Consider the following 12,427-nt stretch of genomic DNA (forward strand, 5'->3'; position numbering starts at 1 on the left):
CATATTGGCACATTATCAAATTGGCACATTATTATTTATGCGTAAACTGCTGGACTTCCTGGTAAGAAAGAGGCATTGGTTTCTGTTTGTTTTGCTTGAGATTCTTTCGCTGATGTTGATTTATCGCAATAATGCGTACCAGCGGAATATTATCTTCAGTTCGGCAAATGTATTGACAGGACATGTCTCTTCTGTCTCCGGTTATGTGACTTCCTATCTCGACCTTCGTGAAATAAACAAGGAGTTGTTGGAAAGGAACGGGCAGTTGGAAATGGATTTACTGGAGTTGCAGGATCGTTTGGATATGATGATGGCTGATACGGTACATTTTGCCGGATTTGCTCCTGACTCGGTCGAGCAGTTTCCGTATAGTTTTGTTTTAGCGGAGGTGACGAATAACAGTGTGACCCACCTCTCGAATTATATCACTGTGAATAAAGGGCGTAAAGATGGGATTGCTCCGGATATGGGTGTTGTTTCCGTACAGGGAGTCGTAGGGATTGTTTCGACTGTGGCAGATCATTTTTCCGTTATTATTCCGTTACTTAATCCTAAATCGAAGCTTAGCTGCAAGGTATTGGGAAGTAGTTATTTCGGTTCATTGAGTTGGAACGGACGTAGCACACGATATGCCAATCTGGAAGAATTGCCCCGGCATGTGGAATTTCAGAAAGGCGATACGATCGTTACCAGCGGTTATTCGAGTGTATTCCCTGCTGGAATTGTTGTGGGGACGGTCGCTGATTTCGAGAAACAGCATGACGATAACTTCTTTACGCTGAAAGTAGAACTGGCAACAGATTTTCAGTCATTGAAGAACGTTCGTATCATAAAGAATTATAATCAGGAAGAACAGATAAGGGTAGAACAAGAAGCAAGAAGAAATGATTAATAATTTAATAAGAGGATTGCTTTATTTTGTTGTATTGGTGTTGATTCAAGTGTTGATCCTGAACAATATCCATTTTCTGCGGATCGCAACACCGTTCCTGTATCTTTATTTTATCGTAAAGATGCCGGTCGGTTCACCACGTGATCTGGTTGTTCTTTTCTCGTTCCTTATCGGTCTGGTGATCGATGTATTTTCAAATACCTCGGGAATGCATGCCGCAGCATGTACCCTGACCGGATTTATCCGTGAGCCGTTGATACGTTTTTATATGGGTAAGGATCTTCCCGACGGGATATATCCTTCTTATAAGACATTCGGATATGGTGGTTTCTTCCGGTATGTACTGTCATTAGTGGTGATTCATCATGTAACCTTGTTCCTGATCGAGTCGCTGACCTTATTCGACCCGTTGTTCCTTGCCCTCCGTATCGGAGCGAGTGTGATAACGACTACATTATTAATTTGTACAATAGAAGCATTCAATATAGAGACACAGAAGAGTGGAGACTAATGCAAAGTATACACTTGAGAACAGGCGTTATGTTATAATAGGCGCCGTGGTTCTGTTGGTTCTCATTTTTATTGCTCGTTTGTTCTACCTTCAGGTGGTGGAGAACGACTATAAAGCATGGGCAGACAGTAATGCATTCCTGAAAAAGACGTTGTATCCTTCCCGTGGGATAATTTATGACCGCAATGGTAAACTTCTTGTATATAACCAGCCTGCTTATGACGTTATGCTCATTATGCGTGAAGTACAGCCTTTCGATACACTGGACTTCTGTAAGATCTTGAGTATATCGAGAGAACAATTCGATAAACGTATTGCCGATATAAAGAATCGGCGGTTGAATCCCGGTTATTCTTCTTATGTACCGCAGGTCTTTATGAATCACCTGTCGGCACAGGAGTGTGGCGTTTTGCAGGAAAAGCTTTATAAATTCCCCGGCTTTTATATCCAGAACCGTACGATCCGGCAGTATGAATATCCGAATGCAGCCCATGTACTGGGGAATATCGGTGAAGTGAACCGGAAAGATATTCAAAGCGATGACTATTATGTGCAGGGGGATAACTCCGGACGTTCAGGAGTGGAACGATCGTATGAAAAGGAGCTGCGTGGTGTAAAAGGGGTGGAGATCCTTCTCCGGGATGTACACGGGCGTATCAAAGGTAAATATGATGAAGGAAACAGTGACGTCGCACCTGTATCCGGAAAGAACCTGACGCTTTCTATCGATATGGATTTGCAGGCCTATGGCGAGAAGCTTATGAGAAATAAGGTTGGAAGTATCGTGATGATAGAACCGGCGACAGGCGAAGTGCTTTGCCTGGTCTCTTCGCCGAACTATGATCCTGGCTTGCTGGTAGGACGTCAGAGAGGAAAGAATCATCACCTTTTGAGTGAAGATCCTCAAAAGCCTCTTATCGACCGTGCGATCACTGGATTTTATCCTCCCGGGTCAACATTCAAACCTACACAGGGACTGATCTTTTTACAGGAAGGGGTTATTACTCCTGAAACGATGTATACCTGTGCACATGGTTACACCTATCGCGGAGGAAAACCTGCCTGTCACGGACATCCTTCTCCTTTGAGCTTGGTTCCCGCTTTGGCTACTTCGTGTAACTCTTATTTTTGCTGGGGCTTACATGATATGTTGGATAGCCGGCGTCGGTATCCGAGTGTTCAGGAAGCTTTTGAAATTTGGAAAAATCATCTTGTATCGATGGGATATGGTTATCCGTTAGGTATAGACCTACCCGGAGAGAAAAGGGGATATATACCCAACAGTAAGGTGTATGATAAAGTATACGGAGGACGTTGGAATTCCAGCACCGTTATTTCCATTGCGATCGGACAGGGAGAAGTTTCCGCTACGCCGTTACAGATATGTAATCTGGCCGCAACGATTGCCAACCGAGGGTATTTTATAACCCCGCACGTGGTAAAGGAAGTACAGGACACACCTTTGGATACGCTATATACGAATAAACGTTATCCGACGATTGACTCGAAATATTATGATATTGTAGCCGAGGGGATGCGCAATGCTGTATTGGGCGGTACTTGCTGGAGAGCGGCTATTCCCGGTATCGAAGTATGCGGTAAGACCGGAACAGCGGAGAATCCTCATGGAAAGGATCATTCGGCCTTTATTGGTTTTGCTCCTTATAAAGATCCTAAGGTCGCGATTTGCGTGTATGTGCAGAACGGAGGTTTCGGGGCGGCATTCGGTGTACCGATCGGTAAGCTGATGATGGAACTTTATTTGAAAGGAGAAATCGCTCCGGAAGATAAGGTGCTGGAAGAACAGATAAGTAATACGGTAGTGGATTCTGACAGAATATATTCTTTAGTAGATCGTGGGTTATAGAAAGACGGAAATATGGAAAACGGTCGACTGGTTCACCATCATACTTTACTTGTTGATGATAGTGGCCGGTTGGTTTACGATTTGTGGTGCGAGCTTCGAATTCGACAGTATGGGATTGTTCGATATAAACGGCCGGCCGGGATCACAGTTGATGTGGGTCGGTATATCGATGGTGGTTATATTCGTTATATTGATGCTCGAAAGCGACTTTTTTGATGTATTCGCCTACCTGATCTATGCCGCCGTCATTGTCTTGTTGATAGCTACAATCTTTCTGGCTCCTAATGTCAAAGGATCACATTCCTGGTTGCAGTTGGGTTCTTTCCGCATTCAACCGGCTGAGTTCGCGAAGTTTGCCACGGCGTTGGCTGTCGCGAAGTTTATGAACTCCTATGGATTTAAACTGACTACCGTAAAGAATTTCTCCATAACGCTAATGCTTATTTTCCTGCCGATGATTTGTATTATCCTGCAAAAGGAGACAGGATCAGCACTGGTTTATTTTGCTTTCTTTCTGATGCTCTACCGGGAAGGTATGTCCGGATATATTTTGTTGGCAGGAGTTTGTGCCGTGGCTTTCTTTGTGACGACCATGAAATTTTCGGATGTCATGGTTGGGGCGACCGCGATGGGAGAGCTGATCGTTTCGACGATGATACTTGTTATATCTTTTATTCTTGTCGTAGTGGTACGTAAGGACAGGATGGCGTTGCAGGTAATGTTGGGAGGAACAGGAGTTGTTTATCTGGCTGCTTACATCGTTTCTTTGTTCATGCCCGTTAATTTTGCCTGGGTATCGATGGGACTGGTCGGGCTGGCTGTCGTTTACCTGGTTTATCTTTCCGTACGGAACTGGGTATGGCATTATGCATTGATCGCCGCTTTCGCTTTGGGATCTATGGCATTTATGTATTCGGTGGATTATGTGTTTGATGAGATACTGGAACCTCACCAGCAAATCCGTATCAAAGTATCATTGGGGTTGGAAGACGATCCGAGTGGTGCCGGATATAACGTGAACCAGTCGAAGATCGCCATCGGATCGGGAGGACTCACCGGAAAAGGCTTTTTAAACGGGACACAGACCAAGCTGAAATATGTGCCGGAGCAGGAAACAGACTTTATCTTTTGCACGGTCGGAGAGGAGCACGGATTTATCGGTTCCACCCTGGTGCTTTTTCTGTTCGGAGTATTTATAGTCAGGTTAGTTATCCTTTCCGAACGGCAGAATACGGCATTCGGTCGGGTCTACGGATACAGTGTCGCATCTATTTTCTTTTTCCATCTGGCCATTAATGTGGGTATGGTGACCGGATTGACTCCGGTGATCGGTATTCCGTTGCCTTTTTTCAGTTATGGAGGCTCTTCTTTGCTCGGGTTTACGATCCTGTTGTTTATCTTTCTGCGGCTGGATGCTTCCCGGAGAGAACGGTAATCACTTCGCCTTCTCCACCCGGAAACCTATCTCCTGAATCCCTCTTAAAGTGCTGTCGCGCATTCCCTGGCGGAAACTGAATGTGTACATGCCTGTATGTTCGAATCTGTATTTCTCCCGTATCGGAAAACTGGATTGGAATAACGAAATGCCATGTCCGTACCACTTACCGAACTCATCGGCCAATACGCACTCTACGGTATCTCTTTTCAGCGGGCCTATCGGCTGTTCTTCATTGCAGAATAACCAGAGGTTCTGATAAGGGTACATATTATTGTTACGTACTTCGAGTATCAGATCATAAGGAACGGAGATGTCGTCTACCTGAAAAGAGAAGTAATATTCCTTATCCTTCCCCCACGCTGTATTATCAATGGCCTGGTACTGGTCGTACAAGGCCTGTTGATCGCAGGAGAAGCATAAGGATATAAATAGAACGACAATGAGTCCCTTAAGCTTCGGGCTTGTTCTCCGGCTTATTCCCCGGTTTAGCTTGTTGCTGAGGTTTGTCATTATTCGCAGGCTTGTCATTATTACCTTTAGGCTTTTGTTTGTTTCTGTTATTCCGGTTGTTATTGTTGTTGCGGTTGTTGTTACCACCGCCTCTGTTTCCGTTGTTGTTATTATTGTTGTTTCCGGAATTCCTGTTGTTTTCGTTGCCGGATGGCTTTTCGCCGTTAGCCGGAGCCGGTCGGTTGTTTGCCGGACGATTATTGGCCGGTTTGCTGTTGCCATTTTCTCCGTTGGCAGGAGCATTGTTGTTTGTCGGGGTACCGTTATTGCCACCTCCGTTATTTCCGGCCGGACGTTTTTTCTTCTTTTTCTTAACAGAGTCGAAGCGGGTAACGCTGTCCTGGCCGAGGATGTCTTGTGCATCGCGTTTAGGCGGTTGCGGTTTCGTATCGGCTTCCAGTGTGACCGGCTTACTTCCTTTCTTATTCATATTGATCACATCGAAAGCGCGATCGACTGATATTGTGATCAGGTTCGCCGCAAATGACTTATCTGTTGAATAAGTGATCTCGCGTTTGAAAATATCTGTCTTGAAATGATAGTAGTTGTTGTCCTTTGTCTCCAGTACGATCTCCCGCGACGGCAAACGTTTCTGTGCTTCGACATATGCATCGACTTCGTAGTTGATACAGCATTTCAGCTTGGCGCATTGTCCGGCCAGCTTTTGCGGATTCATAGAAATATCCTGGTAACGAGCAGCTCCGGTTGCAACAGATACGAAACTTGTCATCCAGCTCGAGCAACATAGTTCGCGACCGCATGGCCCGATACCACCGATACGTCCGGCCTCCTGGCGGGCACCGATCTGCTTCATTTCGATACGGACACGGAAAGCTTCAGCCAGAACCTTAATCAGTTGGCGAAAGTCGACACGCTCGTCGGCAATATAGTAAAAGATGGCCTTGTTGCCGTCTCCCTGATACTCCACGTCGCCGATCTTCATGTTCAGTCCCAGATCAGCCGCGATCTGGCGCGAACGGATCATGGTTGCATGTTCTTTGCCCTTAGCCTCTTCGTATTTTTCGATGTCGGTCGGTTTAGCCTTGCGGTAGACCTTTTTAGGTTCATACCCTTCTCCGGTACGTACATTATTCTTTTTCATCTGAAGAAGAACGAGTTTCCCGGTAAGCGTGACGGTACCTATATCGTGTCCGGGACTGGCCTCTACGGCTACCATGTCCCCTTTTTCGAGAGGTATTTTGGAACTGTTCAGAAAATACCCTTTGCGGGTATTCTTAAATTGTACTTCTACGTAGTCGGTTGCATTTTCCGCATCGGGAACGTCGCAGAGCCAATCGTAGGTATTTAGTTTATTATTTTGTATTTTGCTGCATCCTTTTTTCCCCATGCAGCAACCACCTGTATTTAGTTTGAAATCCATTGTCTGGTAATATATATGTATTTATAGTGTCTACAATTACGCAAAAATAGTCAAATATTCTCAGAGAATGAGCAAGGTATAGTGAAAAAACAAGAATGGCGGAAATGTGAAAGGCCCCCAAACCAGTATAACTACCGTTTGAAGGCCTTTAATTATAAATATAGTAACAGTTTATTTTACTAAGCCGTGACTTTTAAATACTTTGTGTATCGCTTCAAGCGCCTTGTCCAGCTGCTCTTTCGTATGAGTAGCCATCAGGGAGAAGCGGATCAGTGTATCTTCGGGAGCAACGGCAGGTGAAACCACCGGATTAACGAAAATTCCTTCTTCGAATAATTCTTTAACGATGAGGAATGTCAGGTCGTTATCGCGAATGAATAACGGGATGATCGGTGTTGAAGTATGTCCGATTTCGCAACCCATATTACGGAAACCGTCTAAGGCATAATGGGTCAGATCCCAAAGATGCTTGATACGTTCCGGTTCGCTCAGCATTATATCGAGAGCGGCACCGGCAGCTGCGGTAGCAGACGGTGTATTACTTGCGCTGAATATATACGAACGTGAATTGTGACGAAGGTAGTTGATCGTCTCTTTATCCGATGCGATAAATCCGCCGATAGAGGCCAGTGATTTACTGAACGTACCCATGATAAGGTCTACATCGTCCGTAACGCCGAAGTGGTTACAGGTTCCACGTCCGTGATCTCCCAGAACGCCTAAGCCGTGTGCTTCGTCGACCATGATGCTGGCATTGTATTTTTTAGCCAGGGCAACGATCTCCGGTAGTTTGGCTACATCGCCTTCCATACTGAATACACCATCGATAACGATCAACTTTACTTTGTCGGGTTCGCATTTCTGGAGTTGTTTTTCCAGCGAATCCATATCGTTATGCTTGTATTTCAGCTTGGTGGAGAAGGAAAGACGATGACCTTCGATAATAGAGGCATGGTCTAATTCATCCCATAGGATATAATCTTCACGTCCTGTCAGGCAGGATACTACTCCCAGATTAACCTGGAAACCCGTAGAGTATACGATTGCGTCTTCTTTGCCGACAAATTCAGCCAGACGTTTCTCCAATTGGATATGGATATCAAGCGTACCATTCAGGAAGCGCGAACCTGCGCAGCCTGTACCATATTTCTTGATCGCTTCGATTGCCGCTTCTTTTACTTTAGGATGGTTAGTCAATCCTAAATAAGCGTTAGAACCAAACATCAAGACTTTCTTACCGCTGATCATTACCTCAGTGTCCTGATCGCTTTCGATCATTCTGAAATAAGGGTAAATTCCTGCAGCCATTGCTTTTTGAGGAGCATCGTACTTTGCTAGTTTCTCTTGTAAAAGTTTCATATTATTATTGAAGAGAATGATTTTCTCGCTTTTTAAAATTCTATTAGAGAACTGTAGGTTTGTCGCATACATATTCACCTATGTTTCGGCAAATCCAGCCGCAAAAGTAGTAAAAAAATAACTTATAGTTGCCTTAAAGCTTTAAAAGTTTTACAAAAGCATTATTTTTGTCCCTTCAATCTTTATAAACAGTTAGGATGGACGGGAAAATAATAAAGGTGCAGGCTATAATAAATCCTATATCCGGAGTAGGTTCAAAAAGAAAGATACCCAAAATGATAGAACAGATGTGCGAAAAGGGCAACTGTCTGCTGGATATCTCTTTTACCGAATACCGGGGGCATGCAAGTGAGTTGACGAAAAAAGCGATTGATGAGGGCGCCAACTGCATTATAGCAGTAGGGGGGGATGGTACGGTTAATGAAATAGCCCGTGCCATGCTTCATTCGGATGCTGTATTAGGGATTGTTCCGAAAGGATCGGGTAACGGACTGGCGCGTGAGCTGCATATTCCGATGGACGCCAAACGGGCACTGGATCTGATTGCGAAAGGGCATATTTCGACAATCGATTGCTGTAGGGCAAACGGCCAGGTGTTTTTCTGTACTTGCGGAGTGGGCTTTGATGCTGCCGTCAGCCAGAAGTTTGCCGAAGAAAGGCGTCGCGGCTCTCTTACCTATATAAAGAACACGGTGGAGGAATATCTGAGTTACAAACCGGAACCTTATGAGTTATTGGTGGATAACCAGACGATCAAGGAAAAGGCTTTCCTGGTGGCATGTGCCAATGCATCGCAGTACGGGAATAATGCGTTTATCGCTCCCCATGCCAATATCCAGGACGGAAGAATGGATCTGACCATTCTGTCTCCTTTCACTCCCCTGGACATTGCACCGCTGGCAATCCAGCTTTTCACGAAGCAGATCGACCGCAACAGTAAGATCAAGACACTGAAAGCCCAGCAGGTTACAATTATCCGTCAGGAACCGGGTGTGATGCACCTGGACGGTGAACCTATCATGGCCGATAGTAGGATTGACATTTCTGTTATTCCGCAGTCCCTGCATGTTATCACTCCCGAGGTTGTCTCTTTTACGAAAGAAGTACATAACCTGTTCGGGGAAGTGACCCGTTTCTTCGATAAAAGATTACCTTACATTTTCAGATAAAACTCTTTGGTGAGGGCAATATATTCCGGGGTGTACTGATGACGAGCTTCTTCGATAGTCAGTGTATCCCGGTTTTTTATGTTTTCTTCTGTGGTGGATAGTTCCACCAGCAACCGCTTGGGGGCTGCTCCGGGAGTAGGGATCACATCCGTCTGCCTGCAGATATATAAATGGTTTGCCGAAGCAAGCGCCTTCACCTCTTCCAGCCGTTCGTAAGGTAAAACCAATGCAATCCGTCCGCTGGGTGATAACAGGGTCTGGGCTTCCCTGATCAGATCGGAAAGTAACAAGGTGTCAGTATGGCGGGCCACTGTACGTTTATTGTCCGGGCATTTCAATGAATTGATAAAATAAGGAGGATTGGATACAATCAGATCATATCTTTTCTGTTGGTTTGAAGCTGCGAAGTCCGCACAGGAAGCATGTACGACCTTTATTCTTTCTGTGTAAGGGGAGGCCGCTGCATTTTCCGTGGCCTGTACGCATGCCTCTTTATCTATATCGATCGCTTCGACTGTTGCCTGGCTCCGCTGTGCCAGCATCAAAGCGATAATACCGGTGCCGGTTCCTATATCCAGTATGTTCCTGCAAAAGCTCGTGTCTGCCCAAGCGCCGAGCAATACCGCGTCCGTGCCGACTTTCATCGCACATTTATCATGATAGACTGTAAACTTTTTGAACCGGAAATAAGGATTTGCCATACTATTTTATAATGTGAAGCGCAAAAGTAGTTAGAATTGATTGAAAAAACTGTAACTTTGGCACGTTTATTGTATCTGTACATACAATTGATAGGGAACAAAATATGATGAAAGAAAGAATGAAGAGGTTTGCCGAAGAGTCGTACGACGATTTGGATGATAATATTGGGATTGTAATGCCTATCCTTACCGAGTGTGATGTGGATGAGGATTTTACAGAAGGTATAGAAAAAGTGGGTAGCGAAATACCTATTCTCCCGTTGAGGAACATGGTTCTTTTTCCGGGCGTGGCGATGCCGGTAATAGTGGGTCGCCCGAAATCTATGCGTCTGATTAAAGAAGCTGTCCATAAAAAAGCGCTGATCGGTGTTGTTTGCCAGAAAGAAATGAATACGGAAGATCCGGGTTTCGACGATCTGTATACTACCGGTGTGATTGCTGATATCGTGCGTGTCCTGGAAATGCCGGATGGTACGACGACTGTGATCCTGCAGGGAAAGAAACGTTTTGCCTTGGACTCTCTGAAAGATACAGAGCCTTATCTGAAAGGTAAGATCTCATTGCTGGAAGATAAAATGCCGAAAAAGTCCGACCGTGAGTTTGAAGCACTGATCTCCACTATCAAAGATCTGACGATTAAAATGCTGGGCGCTTTGAACGAACCGCCCCGTGATCTGATCTTTTCAATAAAGAATAATAAGAATGTTCTTTACCTGATCAATTTCTCTTGTAGCAATATTCCCAGCGGATCGGCTGAGAAGCAGGAACTTTTGTTGATCGGTGACCTGAAAGACCGTGCTTACCGCTTGTTGTTTATCCTGAACCGTGAATACCAGCTGGTGGAACTCAAAGCTTCCATCCAGATGAAGACGCATGAGGATATCAACCAGCAACAGAAAGAATATTTCCTGCAACAGCAGATCAAAACGATCCAGGAAGAACTGGGTGGTAATATAAATGATCTGGAGATAAGGGAATTGCGTGAAAAGGCTTCCCGTAAAAAATGGCCGGCTGCTGTCGCTGAAATATTTGAAAAAGAAGTTCGTAAGTTGGAACGTCTGCATCCGCAGTCGCCCGATTTTTCTATACAGACACAATATGTGCAGGCCATAATCAACCTGCCGTGGAATGAATACAGTAAAGATAACTTTAACCTGATTCATGCTCAGAAAGTGCTCGACCGCGATCATTACGGACTGGAAAAAGTGAAGGAACGTATTATCGAGCATCTGGCCGTATTGAAGTTGAAAGGGGATATGAAATCGCCTATTATCTGTCTGTATGGCCCTCCGGGTGTCGGTAAAACTTCCTTAGGAAAGTCGGTTGCCGAAGCATTGCATCGTAAGTATGTCCGTATCTCTCTGGGCGGATTGCATGATGAAGCGGAGATACGCGGTCACCGTCGTACGTATATCGGTGCGATGGCAGGTCGTATCATCCAGAATATTCAGAAGGCAGGAAGTTCGAACCCTGTATTTATCCTGGATGAAATAGATAAAGTGACGAATGACTTTAAAGGCGATCCTGCTTCTGCTTTGCTGGAAGTGCTCGACCCGGAACAGAATTCGACATTCCATGACAACTATCTGGATATTGATTATGATCTGAGCAAGGTTATGTTCATCGCTACTGCCAATAACCTGAATACGATCTCCCAGCCGTTGCTAGATCGTATGGAGTTGATCGAGGTAAGCGGTTATATTCTGGAAGAGAAAGTGGAAATCGCCGCCCGTCACCTGGTGCCGAAGCAGCTGGAAGCACATGGCCTCAGTAAAGGAAAGGTGAAACTGCCTAAAAAGACTTTGCAGGTTATTATCGAGTCATATACCCGCGAGAGTGGTGTTCGTGAACTGGACAAGAAGATTGCCAAAATCATGCGTAAGCTGGCCCGTAAGGTAGCTTCTGATGAAGCGATCCCCTCACAGATCAAGCCGGAAGATCTTCATGAATATCTGGGACAGATAGAATATAGCCGTGACAAATATCAGGGCAACGAATACGCCGGTGTGGTTACAGGATTAGCCTGGACTGCAGTAGGAGGTGAGATCCTTTTCGTGGAGTCGAGCCTGAGTCGGGGGAAAGGTTCCAAGTTAACTCTGACAGGAAATCTGGGAGAGGTAATGAAAGAATCTGCCATGTTGGCATTGGAGTTTATTCATGCCCATGCTTCTTTATTCGGTATCAACGAAGAGTTATTCGAAAATTGGAATGTACATATCCATGTTCCCGAAGGAGCTATTCCGAAGGATGGCCCCAGTGCCGGTGTAACTATGGTTACATCCTTGGTGTCTGCTTTTACGCAGCGTAAAGTGAAAAAGAACCTGGCAATGACAGGCGAAATAACGCTTCGTGGTAAAGTCCTTCCGGTGGGTGGTATCAAGGAAAAGATCCTGGCTGCTAAACGGGCGGGGATCAAAGAATTGATATTGTGCAAAGAAAATCAGAAAGATATCGAAGAGATCAAAGCCGAATATGTAAAAGGACTTACTTTCCATTATGTGGAAGATATTCGTCAGGTAATAGATATTGCTTTACTGAAAGAAAAAGTGGATAATCCGTTGTTCTAACAAATGGGATAGCGGGTTTATCCCGCCATTTA

Annotated in this window: 10 protein-coding genes; 6 read left to right on the plus strand and 4 right to left on the minus strand. The window is 45.0% G+C overall.

Features of this window, described 5'->3' with window-relative positions; translation table 11 throughout:
- Window positions 1-37: 37 nt before the first annotated feature.
- The 4 genes from mreC to rodA are packed head-to-tail and all read left to right on the plus strand — an operon-like array spanning window position 38 to window position 4,705.
- Window positions 38-892, plus strand: coding sequence for a rod shape-determining protein MreC (gene mreC, locus HMPREF1212_RS04415; RefSeq protein ID WP_046148566.1), 855 nt, complete (start codon window positions 38-40; stop codon window positions 890-892).
- Window positions 885-1,403 carry a rod shape-determining protein MreD gene (gene mreD / locus HMPREF1212_RS04420; RefSeq protein WP_046148567.1) on the plus strand — a complete coding sequence of 173 codons (519 nt, stop codon included), beginning with the start codon at window positions 885-887 and terminating at the stop codon, window positions 1,401-1,403. The genes mreC and mreD overlap by 8 nt, the downstream gene beginning before the upstream one ends.
- On the plus strand, window positions 1,393-3,270 hold the full coding sequence (mrdA, locus tag HMPREF1212_RS04425; RefSeq protein WP_028726289.1) for a penicillin-binding protein 2: 1,878 nt from the start codon (window positions 1,393-1,395) through the stop codon (window positions 3,268-3,270). Before mreD ends, mrdA begins: the two co-directional genes overlap by 11 nt.
- Entirely contained in the window at window positions 3,260-4,705 is a 1,446-nt protein-coding gene (gene rodA, locus HMPREF1212_RS04430; protein WP_028726290.1) for a rod shape-determining protein RodA, read from the plus strand. The genes mrdA and rodA overlap by 11 nt, the downstream gene beginning before the upstream one ends.
- Here rodA and gldH read toward each other — a convergent pair whose 3' ends face one another.
- The 3 genes from gldH to HMPREF1212_RS04445 all read right to left on the minus strand — a co-directional run bounded on the left by gldH (window position 4,706) and on the right by HMPREF1212_RS04445 (window position 7,958).
- Window positions 4,706-5,218: a gliding motility lipoprotein GldH gene (gldH, locus tag HMPREF1212_RS04435; protein WP_028726291.1), complete on the minus strand. Its 513-nt coding sequence runs from the start codon at window positions 5,216-5,218 to the stop codon at window positions 4,706-4,708.
- A complete protein-coding gene (locus HMPREF1212_RS04440; RefSeq protein ID WP_046148568.1) occupies window positions 5,157-6,599 on the minus strand; it encodes a PSP1 domain-containing protein in 1,443 nt (480 codons plus the stop codon). Before HMPREF1212_RS04440 ends, gldH begins: the two co-directional genes overlap by 62 nt.
- A 171-nt stretch (window positions 6,600-6,770) precedes the next feature.
- The gene (locus tag HMPREF1212_RS04445) at window positions 6,771-7,958 is read right to left on the minus strand and encodes a serine palmitoyltransferase (RefSeq protein WP_028726293.1); all 1,188 of its coding nucleotides are present in this window, start codon (window positions 7,956-7,958) and stop codon (window positions 6,771-6,773) included.
- A gap of 197 nt (window positions 7,959-8,155) precedes the next feature.
- Here HMPREF1212_RS04445 and HMPREF1212_RS04450 point away from each other — a divergent pair, with 197 nt between their 5' ends.
- The gene (locus HMPREF1212_RS04450; RefSeq protein ID WP_028726294.1) at window positions 8,156-9,127 is read left to right on the plus strand and encodes a diacylglycerol/lipid kinase family protein; all 972 of its coding nucleotides are present in this window, start codon (window positions 8,156-8,158) and stop codon (window positions 9,125-9,127) included.
- Here HMPREF1212_RS04450 and HMPREF1212_RS04455 read toward each other — a convergent pair.
- Window positions 9,112-9,828 carry a tRNA1(Val) (adenine(37)-N6)-methyltransferase gene (locus tag HMPREF1212_RS04455; protein WP_028726295.1) on the minus strand — a complete coding sequence of 239 codons (717 nt, stop codon included), beginning with the start codon at window positions 9,826-9,828 and terminating at the stop codon, window positions 9,112-9,114. The two genes, HMPREF1212_RS04450 and HMPREF1212_RS04455, sit on opposite strands and share 16 nt — an antisense overlap.
- Window positions 9,829-9,935: 107 nt before the next feature.
- Between HMPREF1212_RS04455 and lon the strand changes: the two genes are divergently transcribed.
- Entirely contained in the window at window positions 9,936-12,395 is a 2,460-nt protein-coding gene (lon, locus tag HMPREF1212_RS04460) for an endopeptidase La (protein ID WP_369800835.1), read from the plus strand.
- The last annotated feature ends 32 nt before the right edge of the window (window positions 12,396-12,427 follow it).

It is taken from the genome of Parabacteroides sp. HGS0025 (genome assembly GCF_000969845.1).
In the GTDB taxonomy this organism is placed as follows: Bacteria; Bacteroidota; Bacteroidia; order Bacteroidales; family Tannerellaceae; genus Parabacteroides; species Parabacteroides gordonii.